General features: G+C 61.9%; 28 protein-coding genes. All 28 read right to left on the reverse strand.

Annotation, left to right across the window (positions count from 1 at the left end; translation table 11 throughout):
• Window positions 1-23: 23 nt before the first annotated feature.
• Complete coding sequence (secY, locus tag CK498_RS23035; protein WP_095623201.1) at window positions 24-1,355, reverse strand: preprotein translocase subunit SecY; 1,332 nt, start codon at window positions 1,353-1,355, stop codon at window positions 24-26.
• A complete protein-coding gene (gene rplO, locus CK498_RS23040; RefSeq protein ID WP_095623202.1) occupies window positions 1,356-1,790 on the reverse strand; it encodes a 50S ribosomal protein L15 in 435 nt (144 codons plus the stop codon).
• Window positions 1,791-1,793: 3 nt separating this feature from the next.
• A complete protein-coding gene (rpmD, locus tag CK498_RS23045; protein ID WP_095623203.1) occupies window positions 1,794-1,976 on the reverse strand; it encodes a 50S ribosomal protein L30 in 183 nt (60 codons plus the stop codon).
• Window positions 1,977-1,982: 6 nt separating this feature from the next.
• The gene (gene rpsE, locus CK498_RS23050; RefSeq protein WP_095623204.1) at window positions 1,983-2,483 is read right to left on the reverse strand and encodes a 30S ribosomal protein S5; all 501 of its coding nucleotides are present in this window, start codon (window positions 2,481-2,483) and stop codon (window positions 1,983-1,985) included.
• Between the two features lie 12 nt (window positions 2,484-2,495).
• Window positions 2,496-2,846 (reverse strand): 50S ribosomal protein L18, encoded by a 351-nt coding sequence (gene rplR, locus CK498_RS23055; RefSeq protein WP_095623205.1) that lies wholly within the window; start codon window positions 2,844-2,846, stop codon window positions 2,496-2,498.
• Between the two features lie 9 nt (window positions 2,847-2,855).
• The gene (gene rplF, locus CK498_RS23060) at window positions 2,856-3,386 is read right to left on the reverse strand and encodes a 50S ribosomal protein L6 (RefSeq protein WP_095623206.1); all 531 of its coding nucleotides are present in this window, start codon (window positions 3,384-3,386) and stop codon (window positions 2,856-2,858) included.
• Between the two features lie 9 nt (window positions 3,387-3,395).
• Window positions 3,396-3,788, reverse strand: coding sequence for a 30S ribosomal protein S8 (gene rpsH, locus CK498_RS23065; protein ID WP_095623207.1), 393 nt, complete (start codon window positions 3,786-3,788; stop codon window positions 3,396-3,398).
• A gap of 32 nt (window positions 3,789-3,820) precedes the next feature.
• Complete coding sequence (rpsN, locus tag CK498_RS23070; protein WP_095623208.1) at window positions 3,821-4,126, reverse strand: 30S ribosomal protein S14; 306 nt, start codon at window positions 4,124-4,126, stop codon at window positions 3,821-3,823.
• 10 nt (window positions 4,127-4,136) lie between these two features.
• Window positions 4,137-4,676 (reverse strand): 50S ribosomal protein L5, encoded by a 540-nt coding sequence (gene rplE / locus CK498_RS23075; RefSeq protein WP_095623209.1) that lies wholly within the window; start codon window positions 4,674-4,676, stop codon window positions 4,137-4,139.
• 18 nt (window positions 4,677-4,694) lie between these two features.
• Window positions 4,695-5,009, reverse strand: a complete 315-nt coding sequence (rplX, locus tag CK498_RS23080; RefSeq protein WP_009723895.1) for a 50S ribosomal protein L24 — start codon at window positions 5,007-5,009, stop codon at window positions 4,695-4,697.
• Window positions 5,010-5,023: 14 nt separating this feature from the next.
• Entirely contained in the window at window positions 5,024-5,395 is a 372-nt protein-coding gene (rplN, locus tag CK498_RS23085) for a 50S ribosomal protein L14 (protein ID WP_008959163.1), read from the reverse strand.
• Window positions 5,396-5,449: 54 nt separating this feature from the next.
• Window positions 5,450-5,710 carry a 30S ribosomal protein S17 gene (gene rpsQ, locus CK498_RS23090; RefSeq protein WP_076749603.1) on the reverse strand — a complete coding sequence of 87 codons (261 nt, stop codon included), beginning with the start codon at window positions 5,708-5,710 and terminating at the stop codon, window positions 5,450-5,452.
• A gap of 1 nt (window position 5,711) precedes the next feature.
• Window positions 5,712-5,903 (reverse strand): 50S ribosomal protein L29, encoded by a 192-nt coding sequence (gene rpmC, locus CK498_RS23095; protein ID WP_076749605.1) that lies wholly within the window; start codon window positions 5,901-5,903, stop codon window positions 5,712-5,714.
• Window positions 5,903-6,316, reverse strand: a complete 414-nt coding sequence (gene rplP / locus CK498_RS23100) for a 50S ribosomal protein L16 (protein WP_076749606.1) — start codon at window positions 6,314-6,316, stop codon at window positions 5,903-5,905. The genes rpmC and rplP overlap by 1 nt, the downstream gene beginning before the upstream one ends.
• Before the next feature lie 15 nt (window positions 6,317-6,331).
• Window positions 6,332-7,030 (reverse strand): 30S ribosomal protein S3, encoded by a 699-nt coding sequence (gene rpsC, locus CK498_RS23105; protein WP_076749607.1) that lies wholly within the window; start codon window positions 7,028-7,030, stop codon window positions 6,332-6,334.
• An 11-nt stretch (window positions 7,031-7,041) separates the two neighbouring features.
• The gene (rplV, locus tag CK498_RS23110) at window positions 7,042-7,374 is read right to left on the reverse strand and encodes a 50S ribosomal protein L22 (RefSeq protein ID WP_076749609.1); all 333 of its coding nucleotides are present in this window, start codon (window positions 7,372-7,374) and stop codon (window positions 7,042-7,044) included.
• An 18-nt stretch (window positions 7,375-7,392) separates the two neighbouring features.
• The gene (gene rpsS / locus CK498_RS23115; RefSeq protein WP_008959165.1) at window positions 7,393-7,668 is read right to left on the reverse strand and encodes a 30S ribosomal protein S19; all 276 of its coding nucleotides are present in this window, start codon (window positions 7,666-7,668) and stop codon (window positions 7,393-7,395) included.
• A gap of 22 nt (window positions 7,669-7,690) precedes the next feature.
• A complete protein-coding gene (gene rplB / locus CK498_RS23120) occupies window positions 7,691-8,518 on the reverse strand; it encodes a 50S ribosomal protein L2 (protein WP_095623210.1) in 828 nt (275 codons plus the stop codon).
• A 17-nt stretch (window positions 8,519-8,535) separates the two neighbouring features.
• Complete coding sequence (rplW, locus tag CK498_RS23125; RefSeq protein WP_076749611.1) at window positions 8,536-8,832, reverse strand: 50S ribosomal protein L23; 297 nt, start codon at window positions 8,830-8,832, stop codon at window positions 8,536-8,538.
• On the reverse strand, window positions 8,829-9,437 hold the full coding sequence (gene rplD / locus CK498_RS23130; RefSeq protein ID WP_095623211.1) for a 50S ribosomal protein L4: 609 nt from the start codon (window positions 9,435-9,437) through the stop codon (window positions 8,829-8,831). Before rplD ends, rplW begins: the two co-directional genes overlap by 4 nt.
• Before the next feature lie 14 nt (window positions 9,438-9,451).
• Window positions 9,452-10,090: a 50S ribosomal protein L3 gene (gene rplC, locus CK498_RS23135; RefSeq protein WP_095623212.1), complete on the reverse strand. Its 639-nt coding sequence runs from the start codon at window positions 10,088-10,090 to the stop codon at window positions 9,452-9,454.
• Window positions 10,091-10,244: 154 nt separating this feature from the next.
• A complete protein-coding gene (gene rpsJ, locus CK498_RS23140; RefSeq protein ID WP_016419080.1) occupies window positions 10,245-10,556 on the reverse strand; it encodes a 30S ribosomal protein S10 in 312 nt (103 codons plus the stop codon).
• Between the two features lie 167 nt (window positions 10,557-10,723).
• Window positions 10,724-11,917 (reverse strand): elongation factor Tu, encoded by a 1,194-nt coding sequence (tuf, locus tag CK498_RS23145; RefSeq protein ID WP_095623213.1) that lies wholly within the window; start codon window positions 11,915-11,917, stop codon window positions 10,724-10,726.
• A gap of 29 nt (window positions 11,918-11,946) precedes the next feature.
• Window positions 11,947-14,067 (reverse strand): elongation factor G, encoded by a 2,121-nt coding sequence (gene fusA / locus CK498_RS23150; RefSeq protein WP_095623229.1) that lies wholly within the window; start codon window positions 14,065-14,067, stop codon window positions 11,947-11,949.
• A 78-nt stretch (window positions 14,068-14,145) separates the two neighbouring features.
• On the reverse strand, window positions 14,146-14,616 hold the full coding sequence (rpsG, locus tag CK498_RS23155) for a 30S ribosomal protein S7 (RefSeq protein ID WP_076749619.1): 471 nt from the start codon (window positions 14,614-14,616) through the stop codon (window positions 14,146-14,148).
• A 110-nt stretch (window positions 14,617-14,726) separates the two neighbouring features.
• On the reverse strand, window positions 14,727-15,101 hold the full coding sequence (gene rpsL, locus CK498_RS23160) for a 30S ribosomal protein S12 (protein ID WP_095623214.1): 375 nt from the start codon (window positions 15,099-15,101) through the stop codon (window positions 14,727-14,729).
• A 163-nt stretch (window positions 15,102-15,264) separates the two neighbouring features.
• Complete coding sequence (rpoC, locus tag CK498_RS23165) at window positions 15,265-19,482, reverse strand: DNA-directed RNA polymerase subunit beta' (protein WP_095623215.1); 4,218 nt, start codon at window positions 19,480-19,482, stop codon at window positions 15,265-15,267.
• Window positions 19,483-19,492: 10 nt separating this feature from the next.
• Window positions 19,493-23,569: a DNA-directed RNA polymerase subunit beta gene (rpoB, locus tag CK498_RS23170; RefSeq protein WP_095623216.1), complete on the reverse strand. Its 4,077-nt coding sequence runs from the start codon at window positions 23,567-23,569 to the stop codon at window positions 19,493-19,495.
• Window positions 23,570-23,711 lie beyond the last annotated feature (142 nt).

Consider the following 23,711-nt stretch of genomic DNA (forward strand, 5'->3'; position numbering starts at 1 on the left):
TCTCCAAATCGCAACGGCGCGCCTCAGCGCATGATGCCGCCGCTACCGTAGCCTTTCAGGTTGGACTTCTTCATCACCGACTCATACTGGTGCGACATGAGATGCGACTGCACCTGGGCCATGAAGTCCATGATGACCACCACCACGATCAGAAGCGAGGTACCGCCGAAGAAGAACGGCACGTTCCACGCCACGATCAGGAACTGGGGCATCAGGGAAACCGCAGTGATGTACAAGGCACCGAACAGGGTCAGACGGGTCATGACCTTGTCGACATAGCGAGCAGTCTGCTCACCAGGGCGTATGCCCGGCAGGAAGGCCCCTGACTTCTTGAGGTTGTCAGCGACATCCTTGGGGTTGAAGACCAGCGCTGTGTAAAAGAAGCAGAAGAATATCACCGCCGCGCCGAAAAGCAAGATATACAGTGGCTGTCCTGGCCCGAGAGCCAACGACGCCGTCTGCAGCCATTCCATGCCCTCGCCGGCGCTGACCCACTGGCCCAGCGAGGCGGGGAACAGCAGGATGCTGGAGGCGAAGATGGCCGGGATGACACCCGCCATGTTGACCTTCAGCGGCAGATAGCTGCTCTGGCCGGCATACATCTTGTTTCCCACCTGACGACGCGGATAGTTCACCGTGATGCGGCGTTGGCCGCGCTCGATGAACACCACGAACGCCACGGTGGCGATACCCAGTACCGACAGCGCCAGCAGCGGCAGTACGTTCCAGGCGCCTTCGTTGCGCGCCAGCTCGAACGCCTGGCCCACAGCACCCGGCAGACCTGCGACGATCCCGGCGAAGATCAGCAGCGAAATGCCGTTGCCGATGCCCTTCTCGGTGATCTGCTCGCCCAGCCACATCATGAACACGGCGCCAGCGACGAAGGTCGTCACCGCCGTGAAATAGAAGCTGAAGTCGGGAGTATAGGCGATGCCCTGCCCGGCCAGACCGACGGACATGCCGACTGCCTGGATGAAGGCCAGCAGCACCGTACCGTAGCGCGTGTACTGGCTAATCTTGCGGCGGCCGGCCTCGCCTTCCTTCTTGAGCTGTTCAAGATGGGGCGAGACCGCAGTCAGCAGCTGCATGATGATCGACGCCGAGATGTACGGCATGATGCCGAGGGCGAAGATACTCATGCGCTCCAGGGCGCCACCCGAGAACATGTTGAACATGCCCAGGATGGTGCCCTGCTGCTCCCTGAACAAGGCAGCAAGCTGGTCAGGATTGATACCGGGCACGGGGATGTGGGCACCGATCCGGTACACCACGATGGCGAGGAGCACGAAGCGCAAACGCGCCCACAGTTCACCCAGACCGCTGCCCATCGCCGGCATTTTTCCTGACTTAGCCATTTAGTCCTCTACCTTGCCGCCGGCAGCTTCGATCGCAGCACGGGCACCCTTGGTGACCTTGATGCCACGAACGGTAACCGCCGTGTTCAGTTCGCCGGAGAGGATCACCTTCGCATGCTGCGTGGCGTCCTTGAGCACGTTGGCATCCTTGAGGGACTGCAGGGTGACGTCGCCACCCGCGACCTTGGCCAGCTCGGCCAGGCGCACTTCCTCGGACACCAGCGACTTCATGGAAGTGAAGCCGAACTTGGGCAGACGACGCTGCAGCGGCATCTGACCGCCCTCGAAACCGGGCTTGACCGAGCCACCGCTGCGCGACTTCTGGCCCTTGTGGCCACGGCCACCGGTCTTGCCCAGACCGGAGCCAATGCCACGACCGACGCGCTTCTCGGCGTGCTTGGAGCCCGGTGCCGGGCTCAGGCTATTGAGTTTCATGGATTACTCTCCCTCAACGCGCACAAGGTAGTTCACCTTGTGGATCATGCCGCGTACGGCGGGGGTGTCTTCCAGTTCGACCGCATGACCGATTCTGCGCAGCCCGAGACCCTTCATGGTGGCCTTGTGCTTGGGCAGAATGCCGATGGTGCTGCGGGTCTGGGTAACCTTGAGTGTTGCTGCCATGGTGTCTTACCCCGAGATCGCTTCGACAGACAGGCCGCGCTTGGCGGCGATGTCGTCCGGAGACTGCATGGAGGCGAGACCATTGATGGTCGCGCGCACCACGTTCACCGGGTTGGTGGAACCGTAGCACTTGGCCAGGACGTCATGGACGCCAGCCAGCTCGAGCACGGAGCGCATGGCACCACCGGCGATGATCCCGGTACCCTCTGAGGCCGGCTGCATGAATACCTTGGAGGCGCCATGACGGGCCTTCACCGGGTACTGCAGCGTATGGCCGCTGAGGCTGACCTTGATCATGTTACGGCGCGCCTGGTCCATGGCTTTCTGGATCGCGACCGGCACTTCACGCGCCTTGCCGCGGCCGAAGCCGACACGACCATTGCCATCACCAACGACGGTCAGTGCGGTGAAACCGAAGATACGGCCACCCTTGACCACCTTGGCGACACGGTTGACCTGCACGAGTTTCTCTTGCAGATCGCCGTTGTTCTGTTCGTTCTTCGCCATCGTAAAAACCCTTTAGAATTCCAGGCCGCCTTCACGAGCGGCGTCGGCCAGGGCCTTGACTCGACCGTGGTACTTGAAACCGGCCCGGTCGAAGGCAACCTGAGTGATGCCCGCTTGCTTGGCGCGTTCGGCAATCAGCGCACCAACCTTGGAGGCGGCGTCCGAATTACCTGTCGCACCCTCGCGCAGGGCCTTGTCCAGCGTCGAAGCGCTGGCCAGGACCTTGCCACCATCCGGCGAGATGATCTGCGCATAGATGTGGCGTGGGGTACGGTTTACGCACAGGCGGAACACGCCCAGCTCGCGAATCTTGGCGCGAGCGCGGCGGGCACGACGGAGACGAGATTCTTTCTTCGCGTTCATAACCCTGCCTTACTTCTTCTTGGCTTCTTTGCGGCGGACCTGCTCGTCGCCGTACCGGATACCCTTGCCCTTATAGGGTTCGGGCGGACGGAAGGCGCGGATTTCCGCGGCGACCTGGCCGAGCTGCTGCTTGCTCGCGCTCTTCAGCACGATGATGGTGTTCTTCGGGGTTTCCGCAGAGACACCTTCCGGCAGCGTATATTCGACCGGGTGGGAGAAGCCGAGTGTCAGGTTGAGCGTCTTGCCACTTGCCTGGGCACGATAGCCGACGCCATTGATCTCGAGGGACTTGGTGAAGCCCTCGCTTACACCGGTGACCATGTTCTGGACCAGTGCACGGGTAGTGCCGGCCATTGCCCAGCTCTTGGCGGACTCACTCGGCACGAAGGTCAGTTGACCCTCTTCCTGGCCGATGATCACGTCGCCATGAATAGTCATGGACAACGTGCCTTGAGCGCCCTTGACGCTCAGCTGGTCGCCGTCGAGTTTTGCCTCGACGCCGCTAGGCAATTTAACCGGATATTTGGCTACGCGGGACATTCCAAACTCCTAGAATACGGTGCAGATGACTTCGCCACCGACACCAGCCTGACGGGCCGCACGATCGGTCATCACGCCATTGGAGGTGGAAACGATCGCGATACCCAGGCCATCGGCGACTTTCGGCAGTGAAGCCTTGCCCTTGTACTGGCGCAGGGACGGCTTGGACACCCGCTGAATGTGCTCGATGACGGCCTTGCCCTCGAAGTACTTGAGGGTCACGGTCAGCTCGGGCTTGGCACTTTCAGCGACGGCGAAGTCGTGAATGTAGCCCTCTTCCTTCAATACGCGGGCCACCTCGACCTTCAGCTTGGAGGACGGCATGGTGACCGTCTCCTTGGTGGCCATTTGCGCATTGCGGATACGAGTAAACATATCCGCCAGCGTATCTTGCATGCTCATTACGTTGCGCTCCTGATGATTCTACGTGGCCGTTACCAGCTGGACTTCTTGAGTCCAGGGACGTCGCCACGCATGGCGGCTTCACGCAGCTTGTTGCGGCCGAGGCCGAACTTGTTGTAGAAGCCGTGCGGACGGCCAGTAATCCGGCAGCGGTTACGCTGACGCACCGGGCTGGAGTCGCGCGGCAGCTGCTGCAGCTTGAGCTGCGCGTCGAAGCGCTCTTCGTCGGAAGCGTTCACGTCGTTGATGATAGCCTTGAGCTCGCGCCGCTTGGCAGCGTACTTCTCGACCATCTTGGTACGCTTGAGTTCGCGCTCTACCATGCTTTTCTTTGCCATGATCCCACCCTTATTTCTTGAACGGGAAGTTCAGCGCGCTCAGCAGCGCACGACCTTCTTCATCGGTGTTGGCAGTGGTGGTGATGGTGACGTCCAGACCACGGATCCGATCGATCTTATCATATTCGATCTCCGGGAAGATGATCTGCTCACGCACCCCCATCGAGTAGTTGCCACGACCGTCGAAGGACTTCGGGTTGAGACCACGGAAGTCACGTACGCGGGGGATCGCGATATTCACCAGGCGGTCCAGGAAGTCCCACATGCGCGCACTGCGCAGTGTGACCTTGATACCAATGGGCCAGCCTTCACGCACCTTGAAGCCCGCGATGGACTTGCGTGCCTTGGTGACCATCGGCTTCTGACCGGAGAGCTTCTCCAGATCGCCGACGGCATTTTCGATCAGCTTTTTATCGCTGGTCGCTTCGCCGATACCCATATTGAGGGTCACCTTGGTGATCCGGGGTACCTGCATAACGTTGGCGTAGCTGAACTGCTCTTTGAGTTGAGCTGCCACCTCGTTCTGATAACGTTCTTTCAAGTTCGCCATTTTGCTACCCGACTCGCGTTAGGCGTCGATCTGCGTCTGCGTCGACTTGTAGATACGTACCTTGGTACCGTCTTCCTTCACCTGGAAGCCGACGCGATCCGCCTTACCGGTCTCCGAATTGAAGATGGCTACGTTGGACGCGTGAATCGGAGCCTCGCGCTCGACGATACCGCCCTGATTGCCCGCCATGGGATTGGGCTTGGTGTGACGCTTGATCATGTTCACACCGGACACCACGAAGCGGTTTTCGAGAACCCGCTTAACGGTGCCACGCTTGCCCTTATCCTTGCCGGCGATGACGATTACTTCGTCATCACGTTTGATCTTTTGCATATCCGCCTCGCTCCTTACAGCACTTCAGGCGCCAAGGAAATGATCTTCATGAACTTTTCATTACGAAGTTCACGAGTGACCGGCCCAAAAATACGGGTTCCGATCGGCTGCTCGTTGGTGTTGTTCAACAGAACCGCCGCATTTCCATCGAAGCGGATCAGCGAACCGTCGGGACGACGGACGCCGCTGCGGGTGCGAACGACCACCGCCTTGAGAACCTGGCCCTTTTTGACCTTGCCCCGCGGGATGGCTTCTTTCACCGTTACCTTAATGATGTCACCCACTCGGGCGTAGCGGCGGTGTGAACCGCCCAGCACCTTGATGCATTGCACCCGGCGCGCTCCGCTGTTGTCGGCGACATCCAGCATTGTCTGAGTCTGAATCATCGGTTTTCTCCAAACCTAATCTGACTGCACTGGTTTCGAAGGCGCTTGTCGAACTTAGCCCTTGGCTTGCTCGACCACCTCGACCAACGTCCAGGCTTTCTTCTTGGACAGGGGACGCGATTCCTGGATGGAAACGGTGTCGCCGTCCTTAGCCTGATTCGCCTCGTCATGGGCGTGCAGCTTGGTGGAGCGCTTCATGTACTTACCGTAGATCGGGTGACGCTCGCGGCGCTCGATCATAACGACGATGGACTTGTCCATCTTGTCGCTCACCACCTTGCCGGTGAGCGTACGGGCTTTCTTTTCTTCGGCCATCTCAGTCACCTGCCTTCTCGTTGAGCACAGTCTTGACGCGGGCGATATCCCGACGGACCTGCTTGAGCAGATGAGTCTGGCTCAGTTGGCCGGTGGCCTTCTGCATGCGCAGGTTGAACTGCTCGCGGAGGAGTTCAAAGAGCTGCTCATTAAGCTCTTCTACTGACTTTTCACGAATTTCCTGGGCTTTCATCACATCACCGTCCGTTTCACAAAGGTGGTGGAGACCGGAAACTTCTGAGCGGCCAGGCTGAATGCCTCACGCGCCAGCTCTTCAGAAACGCCTTCGATCTCGTACAGGACACGGCCTGGCTGGATCTGAGCGACCCAATACTCGACCGAGCCCTTCCCCTTACCCATACGGACTTCCAGGGGCTTCTTGGAGATCGGCTTATCCGGGAACACACGGATCCAGATCTTGCCACCACGCTTGACGTGACGGCTGATGGCACGACGACCCGCTTCGATCTGGCGGGCGGTAACGCGACCGCGCCCCGTGGCCTTGAGGCCATACTCACCGAAACTCACTTTGCTACCGCGATGCGCCAGGCCACGGTTGCGGCCTTTCTGCATCTTGCGGAATTTCATACGCTTGGGTTGTAACATCGATTCGCTCTCCCCTTACCTGGAACCTTTCTTCTTGGAGGGCGCGTTCGTCGGCTGCTTAGCCTTGGCGCGAACCTCTTCGATGCCCCCGAGGATTTCACCCTTGAAGACCCAGACCTTGACACCGATGATGCCGTAGGTGGTCTTGGCTTCGTAGGTGGCGTAGTCGATGTCCGCACGCAGGGTATGCAGCGGCACACGGCCTTCGCGGTACCATTCGGTACGTGCGATTTCCGCACCGCCAAGACGACCTGACAGCATCACCTTGATGCCGCCTGCGCCGAGGCGCATGGCGTTCTGTACGGAACGCTTCATGGCGCGACGGAACATCACACGGCGCTCGAGCTGGCCGGCGATGTTCTGCGCGACGAGCTGGGCGTCGAGTTCCGGCTTGCGGACCTCTTCGATGTTGACGTGCACCGGCACACCCATCATCTGGGTGACGTCGCGACGCAGCTTGTCGACGTCTTCACCCTTCTTGCCAATCACGATGCCCGGACGGGCAGTGTGAATGGTGATACGGGCGTTGTTGGCCGGACGCTCAATGTGGATGCGACTCACGGACGCATTCTTCAGACGCTCCTCGAGGAAGCGACGCACTTCGAGATCGTTGTTCAGCTTGTCGGCATAGGCACCGCGCTCGGCGTACCACACCGAGGTATGGTCTTTGACGATACCCAGCCGAATACCTGTCGGATTTACTTTCTGACCCATCTGGTCGACTCCTACTTCTCGGCTACCTTGACGGTGATGTGGCAGGTGCGCTTCAAGATACGATCCGCACGGCCTTTGGCGCGCGGCTGGATGCGCTTGAGCGTCATGCCCTCATCGACACAGATGGTCGAGACACGCAGCTCGTCGATGTCCATGCCGTTGTTTTCTTCCGCATTCGCGATGGCGGACTGAAGCACTTTCTTGACCAGCTTGGCAGCCTTCTTCGGTGAGAAGGTCAGCAGGTCAATAGCTTCGGCGACCGGTTTACCGCGCACCTGGTCAGCCACCAAACGGGCCTTCTGGGCGGATAAACGAGCGCCACGCAGCTTAGCTGTGACTTCCATCTCTCAATCCTCTCTGGCTTACCGTTTGGCTTTCTTGTCCGCCGCATGACCGCGATAAGTGCGGGTGGCAGCGAATTCGCCCAGCTTGTGGCCAACCATTTCCTCGGAGACATGCACCGGGACGTGTTGGCGACCGTTATGGACTGCAATGGTGAGGCCCACCATGTTCGGCAGGATCATGGAGCGACGCGACCAGGTCTTGATCGGTTTGCGGTCGCTCTTCTCCACTGCAGCCTCAACCTTCTTCAGCAGATGAAGGTCGATAAAAGGACCTTTCTTCAGTGAACGTGGCACAGCCGTTACCCCTTAATGTGTGTTACTTGGCCTTGCGGCGACGAACGATAAGCTTGTCGGTGCGCTTGTTCTTACGGGTCTTGTGGCCCTTGGTGGGGATACCCCACGGGGAGACCGGGTGACGACCACCGCTGGTGCGGCCTTCACCGCCACCGTGCGGGTGATCCACCGGGTTCATTGCCACGCCGCGAACAGTCGGACGCACACCTCTCCAGCGCTTCGCACCGGCCTTGCCAAGTTGACGCAGGCTGTGCTCGGAGTTGCTCACTTCACCCAGGGTCGCACGGCACTCGGCCAGGACCTTGCGCATCTCGCCGGAGCGAAGACGCAGCGAAGCATAGTTGCCTTCGCGGGCGACCAGCTGCGCGCTGGTACCGGCGCTGCGTGCGATCTGCGCGCCCTTGCCGGGCTTCAGCTCGATGCAGTGCACGGTGGAGCCCACCGGGATGTTACGCAGCGGCAGGGTATTGCCCCGCTTGATGGCTGCGTTGACGCCGGACTCGAGGGTATCGCCAGCCTTCACGCCCTTGGGCGCGATGACGTAGCGGCGCTCGCCGTCCAGGTACTTGAGCAGTGCAATGTGGGCACTGCGGTTCGGGTCATACTCGATGCGCTCAACGACGGCGGGAACGCCATCCTTGGTGCGCTTGAAGTCGACCATACGATAGTGCTGACGGTGACCACCGCCCACGTGGCGGGTGGTGATGCGACCGTTATTGTTACGTCCACCGGACTTGGACTTCTTCTCAAGCAGCGGCGCGTAAGCGCGGCCCTTGTAGATCTCGTCGTTGACGATCTTGACGACGTGACGACGACCGGCGGAAGTGGGTTTAGTCTTGACTACTGCCATGATCCGTACTCCTGCCCTTATTCGGCGCCAGAGAAGTCTTCGAGCGTCTCGCCCGCGGCCAGGGTCACATACGCCTTGCGGTAACCCTTGCGCTGGCCGATGCCATGTGCGGTGCGCTTGGTCTTGCCCTTCATGTTCAGGACCTGCACGCGATCGACCTTCTTGCCGAAGAGAGCCTGGACGGCCTTCTTGATTTCCGGCTTGGTCGCGTCATCCGCCACCTTGAACACATACTGATTGCGCTCAGCGGCGAAGGCGGCCTTCTCGGTCATGTGCGGACCAAGCAGAACCTTGAATACACGTTCCTGGTTCATGCCAGCTTCTCCTCGAATTTACGCAGAGCAGAGACGGTGACCAGCACCTTGTCGAAGGCGACCAGGCTCACCGGGTCGGCAGCGGCAACGTCCACTACATCCACGTTGGGGATGTTGCGGGCGGCCAGGTAAAGCTTCTCGTCGACCTCTTCGGTGACGATCAGCACCTTCTCCAGACCCAGCTCGCCGAGCTTGGCGACCAGCTGCTTGGTCTTGGGCGCGTCGACGGTGATCTCCTCGACCGCCACCAGACGCTCCTGACGCACCAGCTCGGAGAGGATCGAACGCATCGCCGCACGATACATCTTGCGGTTGACCTTCTGCGAGTGGTCCTGGGGACGCGCTGCAAAGGTCACACCGCCACTACGCCACAGCGGCGAGCGGATGGTACCGGCACGGGCGCGACCGGTGCCCTTCTGGCGCCACGGCTTCTTGCCGCCGCCGCGCACGTCAGAGCGGTTCTTCTGGGCACGGCTACCCTGGCGACCACCGGCCAGATAGGCGGTGACGACCTGGTGTACCAGTGCTTCGTTGAATTCTTTGCCAAAGGTCGCATCGGACACTTCGACAGTGCCGGCGCTGGCACCTGCGAGATTCAAATTCATCGGTTCCAACCCCCTCAGCGAGCTTTGACGGAAGAGCGCACGACGACATCGCTACCCGGCGCACCAGGGACAGCGCCCTTGATCAGCAGCAAGTTGCGTTCGGCGTCGACACGGACGACTTCCAGGCTCTGCACGGTGCAGCGGACATTGCCCATCTGACCGGCCATCTTCTTGCCCTTGAAGACGCGACCCGGGGTCTGGCACATGCCGATGGAACCCGGCGCGCGATGCGACAGCGAGTTACCGTGGGTGTTGTCCTGGGTGCGGAAGTTCCAGCGCTTGACGGCGCCTTGGAAGCCCTTGCCCTTGGAGGTACCGGTCACATCGATGATCTGACCAGCTTCGAAGAGGGATACGGTGAGTTCGCCACCCACTTCCGGAGCTTCGTCGCCTTCGGCGAGACGAAATTCCATCAGTGAACGACCGGCCTCGGTACCTGCCTTGGCAAACTGTCCAGCTTGCGCCTTGGTCAGGTGCTTGGCCTTGCGGGAACCGGTTGTCACCTGGACTGCGCTGTAGCCGTCGACATCGACGGTCTTGACGCGAGTCACGCGGTTAGGCTCAACCTCGATAACGGTTACAGGCACGGATGCGCCATCTTCGGTGAAGACACGGGTCATGCCCGCCTTCTTACCGACTAAACCGATAGTCATGTTCAGTCTCCTAATAGTGTACGGGGCTATCACCCGCTATGGCTGCCCTTTCCAGAGCATTCCACTAGCACGTTGTATGACGCCATCCCGGCGTGGCGGCTGCTGCTCGGCGATCTGTAAGCCGGGCGCTGGGCCGCAAGTGTCTAGTGAGGTCTTAGTCGAGTTTGATTTGCACGTCCACGCCAGCGGCGAGGTCGAGCTTCATCAGTGCGTCAACGGTCTTTTCGGTGGGTTCGACGATGTCGAGCACACGCTTGTGAGTGCGGATCTCATACTGGTCGCGCGCGTCCTTGTTGACGTGCGGCGAGATCAGGATGGTGTAGCGCTCACGGTTGGTCGGCAGCGGGATCGGACCGCGCACCTGAGCACCGGTACGCTTGGCGGTTTCTACGATCTCCGCGGCGGACTGGTCGATCAGGCGATGGTCGAACGCTTTCAACCGAATGCGAATCTTCTGGTTCTGCATTAGCCCTAAACTCCAATGGATGTCGACGGCGCGAGCCGTCTACCCACGCATTCAAAGGATGCGCATTATAGGCATGGTGTCAGCCGGAGTCAAACACTCTGGCGAAAACATGCGCAGAAAGGGGGCCCCCGCAGGAGCCCCCTTCGATCATCGGGCGAGCCTAAGGCTTACTGGATGATCTTGGCGACAACACCGGCGCCGACGGTACGGCCGCCTTCGCGGATCGCGAAGCGCAGGCCGTCTTCCATGGCGATCGGAGCGATCAGGGTGACAACCATCTTGACATTGTCGCCCGGCATGACCATCTCGACGCCTTCCGGCAGTTCACAGGTACCGGTCACGTCAGTGGTACGGAAGTAGAACTGCGGACGATAGCCCTTGAAGAACGGCGTGTGACGACCACCCTCGTCCTTGGACAGCACGTAGACTTCGGCTTCGAAGACGGTGTGCGGAGTGATGGTGCCCGGCTTGGCCAGGACCTGACCGCGCTCGACGTCGTCACGCTTGGTGCCGCGCAGCAGAGCGCCGACGTTCTCACCGGCACGACCTTCGTCGAGCAGCTTGCGGAACATCTCGACACCAGTGACGACGGTCTTGGTGGTGTCCTTGATACCGACGATCTCGATCTCCTCGCCAGCCTTGACGATACCGCGCTCGATACGGCCGGTAACCACGGTGCCGCGGCCCGAGATAGAGAACACGTCCTCGATCGGCATCAGGAACGGCTGATCGATGGCACGCTCCGGCTCCGGGATGTACTCGTCCAGGGCCTTGATCAGGTTGGCAACGGCGGTGGTGCCCATGCCGTTGTCGTCTTCACCGTTCAGCGCCATCAGCGCAGAGCCGATGATGATCGGGGTGTCGTCGCCCGGGAAGTCGTACTCGGAGAGGAGTTCGCGCACTTCCATCTCGACCAGCTCGAGCAGCTCTTCGTCGTCGACCATGTCGGCCTTGTTCAGGAACACGACGATGTACGGCACGCCGACCTGACGCGACAGCAGGATGTGCTCACGGGTCTGCGGCATGGGGCCGTCGGCTGCGGAACAGACCAAGATAGCGCCGTCCATCTGGGCAGCACCGGTGATCATGTTCTTGACGTAGTCGGCGTGGCCCGGGCAGTCGACGTGCGCGTAGTGGCGCTCTTCGGACTGGTACTCGACGTGAGCGGTGGCGATGGTGATGCCGCGCTCACGCTCTTCCGGAGCGTTGTCGATGCTGTCGAACTGGCGCCATTCGCCGCCGAACACCTCGGCAGACACGCGAGTCAGGGCCGCAGTCAGTGTGGTCTTACCGTGGTCGACGTGACCGATGGTGCCGACGTTGACGTGCGGTTTGGAACGTTCAAATTTTTCCTTAGCCACTGCTATAACCTCTTTACGTTAGCTAACGGTTAACCGTTCTGGTTGATGACGGCTTCAACGACGCTGGAGGGCGCCTCGTCGTACTTTGCAAACTCCATGGAGTAGCTTGCGCGGCCCTGGGTCTGAGAGCGCAGGTCGGTCGCATAACCGAACATCTCACCCAGCGGCACCATTGCGCGGATGATCTTGCCCGAAGACGAGTCATCCATGCCCTGCACCAGACCGCGACGACGGTTCAGGTCGCCCATGACGTCACCCATGAATTCCTCGGGGGTCACGACTTCGACCTTCATCATCGGCTCCAGCAGCACGGCCTTGGCCTTTCTGGCACCTTCTTTGATCGCCATGGAAGAGGCGATCTTGAACGCGGTCTCGTTGGAGTCCACGTCGTGATAGGAGCCATCATACAGCGTGACCTTGACGTCGATCATCGGGTAGCCCGCGATGACACCGTTTTGCAGCTGCTCATAGGCCCCTTTCTCGACAGCGGGCACGTATTCCTTGGGAACCACGCCGCCGACGATTTCGGAGGAGAACTTGAAGTGGACTTCTTCGTCCTCTTCCTTTTCCGCTTCGGTGAACGGCTCGATGCGCAGCCAGACATGGCCGAACTGGCCACGACCGCCGGACTGGCGCACGAACTTGCCTTCCTGCTCGACGCTGCCGCGAATGGTTTCGCGATAGGCGACCTGCGGCTTGCCGATGTTAGCCTCGACCTTGAACTCGCGACGCATGCGGTCGACGATGATATCGAGGTGCAGCTCGCCCATACCGGAGATGATGGTCTGGCCGGTCTCCTCGTCGGTCTTGACGCGGAACGACGGGTCCTCCTGGGCCAGCTTGCCCAGTGCCACGCCCATCTTCTCCTGGTCGGCCTTGGACTTCGGCTCCACGGCCACCGAGATCACCGGATCCGGGAATTCCATGCGCTCGAGGACGATCTTGTCGTTGAGATCGCACAGGGTGTCACCGGTAGTGACATCCTTGAGGCCGATACAGGCGGCGATATCGCCGGCGTAGACCTCTTTGATCTCCTCGCGCGAGTTGGAGTGCATCTGCACGATACGGCCGACGCGCTCCTTCTTGCTCTTGACCGAGTTGAAGATGCTGTCACCCGACTTGAGCACGCCCGAATAGACGCGGATGAAGGTCAGGGTGCCGACGAACGGGTCGGTGGCAATCTTGAACGCCAGGGCCGCGAACGGCGCGCTGTCGTCAGCCTCGCGGGTGGCGATGGTGCCATCCTTGTCGTCCAGTTCACCCTCGATGGCCTTGACCTCGGTGGGTGACGGCATGAACTCGATGACGCCGTCGAGCACCGCCTGGACGCCCTTGTTCTTGAACGCCGAACCGCAGGTGACCAGCACAATCTCGTTGGCCAGGGTGCGCGCGCGCAGGCCGGCCTTGATCTCTTCAATCGTTAGCTCGCCGCCCTCGAGGTACTTGTCCATCAGCTCCTCGGAGCCTTCGGCAGCGGCCTCGACCATCTCCTCGCGATACTTCTCTGCGGTTTCCTGCAGCTCGGCGGGGATGTCGGCCAGGTCATAGCTCATGCCCAGGTCGTCTTCGTTCCACAGAATCGCCTTCATCTGCAGCAGGTCGATGACGCCCTTGAAGTCTTCCTCGGTGCCCCAGTTGATCTGGATCGGAACCGCATTGGCGCCGAGGCGCTCCTTGAGCTGGTCGACAACCATGAAGAAGTCGGCGCCGGCGCGGTCCATCTTGTTGACGAACACCATGCGCGGCACTTCGTACTTGTTGGCCTGGCGCCACACGGTCTCGGTCTGCGGCTGCACGCCGGAGGAGCCGCACAGCACCACCACCGCGCCGTCGAGCACGCGCAGCGAACGCTCCACCTCGATGGTGAAGTCGACGTGCCCCGGGGTGTCGATGATGTTGATGCGGTGCTCATCGAACTGCTTGTTCATGCCCTGCCAGAAGCAGGTGGTCGCCGCGGAGGTGATGGTGATACCACGCTCCTGCTCCTGCTCCATCCAGTCCATGGTGGCGGCGCCATCATGAACCTCGCCAACCTTGTGCGACAGGCCGGTATAGAACAGGACACGCTCGGTGGTAGTTGTCTTACCGGCGTCAACGTGGGCGACGATACCAATGTTGCGGTAACGCTTGAGCGGAGTCTTGCGTGCCACGATGGAATTCCCCATTGGTTGCACGTGCTACCCGCCAGGGCAGCACGTCGTGTATGGAAGTCGGCGAGCGCGCCGTGCTTAGAACCGGTAGTGGGAGAAAGCCTTGTTGGCTTCTGCCATGCGGTGCACGTCTTCGCGCTTCTTGACTGCCGCACCCTTGCCTTCGGCAGCATCCAGCATTTCGCCGGCGAGACGCTGCACCATGGTCTTTTCACCACGGTTGCGAGCGGCGTCTACCAGCCAGCGCATGGCCAGGGCCTGACGGCGAGAGGGACGAACTTCCACGGGCACCTGGTAGGTTGCACCACCGACCCGACGAGACTTGACCTCGACCATGGGCTGGATGGTTTCCAGCGCCTTGTCGAAAATCTCCAGCGGCTCTTCCTTGCTGCGCTCGATGACGATATCCAGCGCACCATAGACGATCTTCTCAGCAACAGACTTCTTGCCGCTGATCATCAGGTGGTTCATGAACTTGGCCAGGCGCTCACTTCCGAACTTGGGATCCGGCAGAATCTCGCGCTTCGCTGCTACTCTTCTTCTAGGCATGATAAGCCCTCAGTAAAGGGTCCTTCAGGTAAACTCGAGACTCGCCACGCGGGCCGCTCGACCTTACTCTTATCTGACCGTTGCAATGCTGTATGTCATGTCGTCCCGAGTTAGGACTTGGGACGCTTGGTGCCGTACTTGGAACGGCCCTGCTTGCGGTTCTGGACACCCGAGGTGTCGAGAGCGCCGCGCACGGTGTGATAGCGCACACCCGGCAAATCCTTGACGCGGCCACCGCGAATCAGGACCACGGAGTGCTCCTGGAGGTTGTGGCCTTCACCGCCGATGTAGGACGACACTTCGAAGCCGTTGGTCAGGCGCACGCGGCATACCTTACGCAGGGCCGAGTTCGGCTTCTTCGGGGTGGTGGTGTAGACGCGGGTGCAAACGCCGCGCTTTTGCGGGCAGGCCTGCAGCGCCGGCACGTCGCTCTTGGCGACGGGACGCTTGCGCGGCTTGCGCACGAGCTGATTAATAGTTGCCATGGTCTGTTGCTGACTCCAATGATTGCCTTAGCCTTTACTGTGGGTGCGGGCGTACCCACCCCACTATTAAAGGCTGCGCATTCTACTGTCTTGCTGCAATGCCCGTCAAGCCTGGGCCCGACCAGTGCGGCGCCGCTGCCGGCGCCGCACTGCAAGACACTGCCTAGATGTCGTCTTCATCGGCATCGAGGGCGGTGAGCTGAGCGCCCAACTCCTGCTCGACATCGAAGGCCGACGGGCTGAGCGTACGCTCGGCGTCTTCACGCTTGCGCTTGCGCTCGGCGTGGTGGGTGAGACCAGTACCGGCCGGGATCAGGCGTCCCACCACCACGTTTTCCTTGAGGCCGCGCAGGTAATCGCGCTTGCCGGTTACCGCCGCCTCGGTCAACACCCGCGTGGTCTCCTGGAAGGAGGCCGCGGAGATGAACGACTCGGTGGCCAGGCTGGCCTTGGTGATGCCGAGCAGCAGGCGGTCGTACTTGGCGGGGAACTTGTCTTCCGCCGCCAGCCGCGCGTTCTCCTCCAGCACCCGCACCAGCTCGACCTGATCGCCGGTGATGAAGCTGGAGTCGCCGGCATCGGTGATCTCGATCTTGCGCAGCATCTGACGCACGATTACTTCGATGTGCTTGTCGTTGATGCCCACGCCCTGCAGCCGGTAGACCTCCTGCACCTCGGCAGTGATGTACTTGGCCAGCTCGGCCACGCCCAGCAGGCGCAGGATATCGTGGGGGCTGCTGGGGCCGTCGGAGATAACCTCGCCGCGCTCGACGGTCTCGCCTTCGAACACCGCGATCTGGCGCCACTTGGGGATCAGCATCTCGAACGGCTCGCCGGATTCCGGGGTGATCGCCAGACGGCGCTTGCCCTTGGTCTCCTTGCCGAAGCTGATCACGCCGCTGATCTCGGCGAGGATCGCCGGCTCTTTCGGCTTGCGCGCTTCGAACAGGTCGGCCACGCGAGGCAGACCACCGGTGATGTCCTTGTTGCCGGACGCCTCCACCGGGATACGCGCCACGACCTCGCCAATGCCCACCTTGGCGCCGTTCTCGGCCGAGATGATCGCCTTGCCCGGCAGCAGGTACTGCACCGGGGTATTGGAGCCCGGCAGTGCCACATGTTCGCCGGCGTCGTTGGTCAGCATGATCATCGGGCGCTTTTCGCGACCCGCAGCGGGACGCGCCGCCGACTCGATCACCTCGATCGACGACAGGCCGGTCATCTCGTCCACGCTGCGGTGGATGGAGATGCCTTCGTCCATGTCGATGTACTGCACCTTGCCCTCGACCTCGGCGACGATGGGGTGGGTGTGCGGATCCCACTTGGCCACCGCCTGACCAGCGTCGACGGCATCGCCGTCCTTGACCGACAGCTCAGCGCCGTAGGGCAGCTTGTAGTACTCGCGCTCGCGGCCGTGGTCGTCGGCGACGGCCAGGGCGCTGGAGCGCGAGACCACCACCAGCTTGCCATCGGCACGCTCCACCGACTTGATGTTGTGCAGGCGCACGCGCCCACCGTGCTTGACCTGGACACTATCCACTGCCGAGGCCCGCGAAGCGGCACCACCGATGTGGAAGGTACGCATGGTCAGCTGGGTGCCGGGCTCACCGATCGACTGGGCGGCGATGACGCCCACCGACTCGCCGATATTGACCTGATGGCCACGCGCCAGGTCGCGACCATAACAGGCCGAGCAGACGCCGTGAGCGGTCTCACAGGCGATGGTCGAGCGCACCACGATCTCGTCGACCCCCATGGTGTCGAGCTCGGCGCACCACTTCTCGTCGAGCAGGGTGCCGCGCGGAATCAGCACTTCGTCGGTGGCCGGGTCGATGACGTCCTGCGCCACCACCCGGCCCAACACGCGCTGCGCCAGGGAGACGATGATGTCGCCACCCTCGATCACCGGGTGCAGGGTCAGGCCCTCTTCGGTGCCGCAGTCGGTCTCGGTGATCACCAGGTCCTGGGCCACGTCGACCAGACGACGGGTCAGGTAGCCGGAGTTGGCGGTCTTGAGTGCCGTATCCGCCAGACCCTTACGCGCGCCGTGGGTGGAGATGAAGTACTGCAGTACGTTCAGACCCTCACGGAAGTTAGCGGTGATCGGGGTCTCGATGATCGAGCCGTCGGGCTTGGCCATCAGGCCACGCATGCCCGCCAGCTGGCGGATCTGGGCGGCACTACCACGGGCCCCGGAGTCGGCCATGATGAACACGCTGTTGAACGAGTCCTGCTCCACCTCGTTGCCGTCACGGTCGACCACGGTCTCCTTGGAGATGCCCGCCATCATCGCCTTGGCCACCTTGTCGTTGGCCTTGGACCAGATGTCGATGACCTTGTTGTACTTCTCGCCGGCGGTGACCAGGCCCGAGGAGAACTGATCCTCGATCTCCTTCACCTCGTCCTCGGCGGCATCGACGATGCCCTTCTTGGACTCGGGGATGACGAAGTCGTTGACGCCGATCGAGGCACCCGACCAGGTCGCCATGCGGAAGCCGGTGTACATCAGCTGGTCGGCGAAGATCACCGCTTCCTTGAGGCCAGCGCGGCGGTAGACCTCGTTGATCAGCTTGGAGATCGCCTTCTTCTTCATCGGCTGGTTGACCAGCTCGAAAGGCGCCCCCTTGGGCAGAATCCGGAACAACAGGGCACGGCCCACGGTGGTATCAAAGATCGAGGTCTGCTCGATCTTCTCACCGCCCTCTTCCTCCGCCAGGTACTCGGTCAGACGCACCTTGACGCGAGCATGCATGGAGACGCTCTGGGTACCGTAGGCGCGCTCGACCTCTTTGAGGTTGGAGAAGACCATCCCCTCGCCCTTGGCGTTGATCTTCTCGCGGGTCATGTAATACAGACCCAGCACCACGTCCTGGGACGGCACGATGATCGGCTCGCCGTTGGCCGGCGACAGCACGTTGTTGGTGGCCATCATCAGCGCCCGCGCCTCGAGCTGGGCTTCCAGGGTCAGCGGTACGTGGACCGCCATCTGGTCACCGTCGAAGTCGGCGTTGTAGGCGGCACACACCAGCGGGTGCAGCTGGATCGCCTTGCCCTCGATCAGCAGCGGCTCGAAGGCCTGGATGCCGAGGCGGTGCAGGGTCGGCGCGCGGTTGAGCAGTACCGGGTGCTCGCGGATGACATCGGCGAGGATGTCCCACACCTCGGGCAGCTCGCGCTCGACCATCTTCTTGGCCGCCTTGATCGTCGAGGCGTAGCCCAGCGACTGCAGCTTGGAGTAGATGAATGGCTTGAACAGCTCCAGCGCCATCTTCTTGGGCAGGCCGCACTGGTGCAGGCGCAGGGTCGGACCCACGGTGATCACCGAGCGGCCGGAGTAGTCGACGCGCTTGCCCAGCAGGTTCTGGCGGAAGCGCCCCTGCTTGCCCTTGATCATGTCGGCCAGCGACTTCAGCGGACGCTTGTTGGAGCCAGTGATGGCGCGGCCGCGGCGGCCGTTGTCGAGCAGCGCATCCACCGACTCCTGCAGCATGCGCTTCTCGTTGCGCACGATGATGTCCGGCGCATTGAGGTCGAGCAGCCGCTTGAGGCGGTTGTTGCGGTTGATCACCCGGCGGTACAGATCGTTGAGATCCGAGGTCGCGAAGCGGCCGCCGTCCAGCGGCACCAGCGGACGCAGGTCCGGCGGCAGCACCGGCAGCACTTCCATGACCATCCACGCCGGCGCATTGCCGGACTTGTAGAAGGCCTCGAGCAGCTTGAGGCGCTTGGACAGCTTCTTGATCTTGGTTTCGGAGTTGGTCTGCGGAATCTCCTCGCGCAGCCGGTCAATCTCCTCGGCCAGATCGATGTCCTTGAGCAGCGCCTGGACCGCTTCGGCGCCCATGCGAGCGTCGAAGTCGTCACCGAACTCCTCGAGGGCCTCGAAGTACTGCTCGTCGTTGAGCAGCTGGCCACGCTCCAGCGTGGTCATGCCCGGGTCGATGACCACGAAGCTCTCGAAGTAGAGCACCCGCTCGATGTCACGCAGGGTCATGTCGAGGAACATGCCGATGCGCGACGGCAGCGACTTGAGGAACCAGATGTGCGCGACGGGGCTGGCCAGCTCGATATGGCCCATGCGCTCGCGGCGCACCGCGGCCTTGGTCACCTCGACGCCGCACTTCTCGCAGATGATGCCACGGTGCTTCATGCGCTTGTACTTGCCGCACAGACACTCGTAGTCCTTCACCGGACCGAAGATCTTGGCGCAGAACAGGCCATCCCGCTCCGGCTTGAAGGTGCGGTAGTTGATGGTCTCGGGCTTCTTCACTTCGCCGTAGGACCAGGAGCGGATCATTTCCGGTGACGCGAGCGTAATCTTGATCGCGTCAAACTCTTCGGACTGAGCCTGCGATTTGAGGACTTTCACCAAATCTTTCATTGGGGGGCTCCTAGCTCTCTAACTCGATATCGATGCCCAGCGAGCGGATTTCCTTCACCAGCACATTGAAGGACTCCGGCATGCCTGCCTGCATAGTGTGGTCGCCGTCGACGATGCTCTTGTACATCTTGGTCCGCCCTTCGACATCGTCGGACTTGACCGTGAGCATCTCCTGGAGGGTATAGGCCGCGCCGTACGCCTCCAGCGCCCAGACCTCCATCTCGCCGAAGCGCTGACCACCGAACTGCGCCTTGCCGCCCAGCGGCTGCTGGGTGACCAGCGAGTAGGAGCCGGTAGAACGCGCGTGCATCTTGTCATCGACCAGGTGGTTGAGCTTCAACATGTACATGTAGCCCACCGTCACCGGCCGGTCGAAGGATTCGCCGGTACGCCCATCGAACAGCGTCATCTGACCGGAATCCGGCAGGTCGGCGAGGGTCAGCAGGTGCTTGATCTCGTGCTCCTTGGCGCCGTCGAAGACCGGGGTCGCCATGGGCACGCCGCCCTGCAGGTTCTTGGCCAGGGCGATCACCTCGTCGTCGGACAGCGAATCGATGTCCTCATGACGGGTACCCGCGGTGTTGTAGATCTTGCCGAGGAAGTCGCGGATCTCGCCGACCTGCTGGTCGCGAGCCTCGCGCAGCATGCGCTCGATCTTCATCCCCAGGCCACGCGCGGCCATGCCGAGGTGGGTCTCGAGGACCTGACCGACGTTCATCCGCGACGGCACGCCGAGCGGGTTGAGGACCACGTCGACCGGCTCGCCACCGGCGTCGAAGGGCATATCTTCGATCGGCATGATGGCCGAGATGACGCCCTTGTTACCGTGACGCCCAGCCATCTTGTCACCCGGCTGGATGCGCCGCTTGACCGCCATGTAGACCTTGACGATCTTGAGCACGCCCGGCGCCAGGTCGTCGCCCTGGGTCAGCTTGCGCTTCTTGTCCTCGAAACGCTCGTCCATCTCCTTGCGACGGTTCTCGAGCTGTTCGTCGGCCTGGGCCAGCAGCTCGTTGAGCGACTCGTCCTGCAGACGCAGCTTGAACCACTGCTGACGCGGCAGCTCCTCGAGGTACTCGTCGCTGAGCACGTCGCCCTTCTTGAGCTTGGGCCCACCGTTGACGGCCTGGCCGTCGAGGGTGCGCTTGAGGCGCTCGAAGGTGGCGTCTTCGGCGATGCGATAGGTCTCCTGGAGATCCTTGCGCACTTCGTCGAGCTGCATCTGCTCGATGGACAACGCCCGTGAGTCCTTCTCGACGCCGTCGCGAGTGAAGACCTGGACGTCGATCACGGTTCCGCGCATGCCGGTCGGCGCACGCAGCGAGGTGTCCTTCACGTCGCTGGCCTTCTCGCCGAAGATCGCACGCAGCAGCTTCTCTTCCGGGGTCAGCTGGGTCTCGCCCTTGGGCGTGACCTTACCGACCAGGATGTCGCCAGGGCCGACTTCGGCACCGATGTAGACCACGCCGGCCTCGTCGAGCTTGCCGAGGGCCGACTCACCGACATTGGGAATGTCCGAGGTGATCTCCTCGGCGCCCAGCTTGGTGTCGCGGGACACGCAGGTCAGTTCCTGGATGTGGATGGTGGTGAAGCGATCTTCCTGCACCACGCGCTCCGAGACCAGGATCGAGTCCTCGAAGTTGTAGCCGTTCCAGGGCATGAAGGCGATGCGCATGTTCTGGCCCAGGGCCAGATCGCCCATGTCGACGGACGGGCCGTCGGCGAGGATGTCGCCACGCGCCACTTCGTCACCGGGGCGCACGATGGGACGCTGGTTCATGCAGGTATTCTGGTTGGAACGCACGTACTTGGTCAGGTTGTAGATATCGACGCCGGCTTCGCCGCCGATGATCTCATCCTCGTTGACCCGCACCACGATGCGCTTGGCGTCGACCGAGTCGATCACACCGCCGCGGCCGGCCACGGCGCAAACGCCGGAGTCGCGGGCCACGAAGCGCTCCATGCCGGTCCCCACCAGCGGCTTGTCGGCACGCAGGGTCGGCACCGCCTGACGCTGCATGTTCGACCCCATCAGGGCGCGGTTGGCGTCATCGTGCTCGAGGAACGGGATCAGCGCCGCAGCCACCGACACCACCTGGCGCGGCGAGACGTCCATCAGGGTCACCTTGTCGGGCGCCATGAAGGTGGTCTCGCCGCGGTGGCGGACCTGCACCAGGTCGTCGATCAGCTTGTTCGACCCGTCGACGGTGGCCGAGGCCTGAGCGATGATGAAGTCGCCCTCCTCGATCGCCGAGAGGTGCACCACATCGTCGGTGACCTGGCGATCAACGACCTTGCGGTACGGTGTCTCGAGGAAACCGTAGCTGTTGGTGTGGCTGTAGGTGGCCAGCGAGTTGATCAGGCCGATGTTGGGGCCTTCCGGCGTCTCGATCGGGCACAGCCGGCCGTAGTGGGTGGCGTGAACGTCACGCACCTCGAAACCGGCGCGCTCGCGGGTCAGGCCGCCCGGGCCGAGTGCCGACACGCGACGCTTGTGGGTCACCTCGGAGAGCGGGTTGTTCTGATCCATGAACTGCGACAGCTGGCTGGAACCGAAGAACTCCTTGACCGCCGCGGCGACGGGCTTGGCGTTGATCAGGTCCTGGGGCATCAGGCCTTCGCTCTCGGCCATGGAGAGACGCTCCTTGACCGCACGCTCGACGCGCACCAGGCCAACGCGGAACTGGTTCTCGGCCATCTCGCCCACGCAGCGGATGCGACGGTTGCCCAGGTGATCGATATCATCGACGTCGCCGAAGCCGTTGCGGATCGCAATCAGCTCCCTGAGCACGTCGATGATGTCCTGGTTGTCGAGCACCCCGGAGCCGGTGTCGCCTTCGCGGCGCAGGCGACGGTTGAACTTCATGCGGCCAACGCCCGACAGGTCGTAGCGGTCTTCGCTGAAGAACAGGTTACGGAACAGCGTCTCGGCGGCCTCCTTGGTGGGCGGCTCGCCGGGGCGCATCATGCGGTAGATCTCGACCAGCGCCTCGAGCTGCGACCGGGTGGTATCGAGCTTCAGGGTGTCGGAGATGAACGGACCGCAGTCGAGATCGTTGGTATACAGCGTCTCGAGGCTGGTGATACCGGCCTGGGCCAGCTTCTCCATCAGCTCCGGCGTGATCTCGGTGTTGCACTCGCAGATCAGCTCACCACTGTTGGGATCGACCTGATCGCGGGCCAGGGTCTTGCCGTACAGGTACTCCATCGGCACCTCGAGACGCTCGAGGCCCGACTTCTCCATCTGCCGGATATGCTTCTGGGTCACCCGGCGGCCTTCCTCGACGATCACGCTGCCGTCGACATCCTTGATGTCGAAGGTGGCGGTCTCGCCACGCAGGCGTGACGGCACCAGATCCACCGAGAAGCCGGACTTCTCGATATGGAAGGTGCTGGTCTCGAAGAACTGCTCGAGGATCTCTTCGGCGCTCATGCCCAGCGCGCGCAGCAGCACCGAAGCCGGCAGCTTGCGGCGACGGTCGATGCGCACGAACACGCTGTCCTTGGGATCGAACTCGAAGTCGAGCCACGAGCCGCGGTAAGGAATCACGCGAGCCGAGTAGAGCAGCTTGCCGGAAGAGTGGCTCTTGCCCTTGTCGTGATCGAAGAACACGCCCGGCGAGCGGTGCAGCTGGGAGACGATGACGCGCTCGGTACCGTTGACGACGAAGGTACCGTTCTCGGTCATCAGGGGGATCTCCCCCATGTAGACTTCCTGCTCCTTGATATCCTTGATCGCCTTGTTGGATGACTCGCGATCGTAGATGATCAGGCGCACCTTGACGCGCAGCGGTGCAGAGTAGGTGACGCCGCGCAGCTGGCACTCCTTGACATCGAAGGCCGGGGTGCCGAAACGGTAGCTGACGTATTCGAGCGCGGCGTTGCCCGAAAAGCTCTCGATCGGGAAGACCGACTTGAAGGCGGCATTGAGGCCGATCTCCATGCGTTCTTCCGGCGCCCGATCCTGCTGGAGGAAGTCGTAGTAGGAATCAAGCTGGATGGCCAGCAGGTAGGGCACATCCATCACTTGGGGCAGTTTGCCGAAATCCTTGCGGATGCGTTTTTTCTCAGTGTATGAGTAAGCCATCTGTATTCCCCAGCTTGTTCACCATGGGTGACCGATGCGTGTCGGCGCCACCCGACGAGAGCACTACCGTCAGGCGCTGACGGCAAGCCCCCGTATGAGAGCTCGCCGTCGGAATTCGGCTAGCGGCTACGCCAACATGGCG

The organism is Halomonas salipaludis (assembly GCF_002286975.1).
GTDB lineage: Bacteria > Pseudomonadota > Gammaproteobacteria > Pseudomonadales > Halomonadaceae > Franzmannia > Franzmannia salipaludis.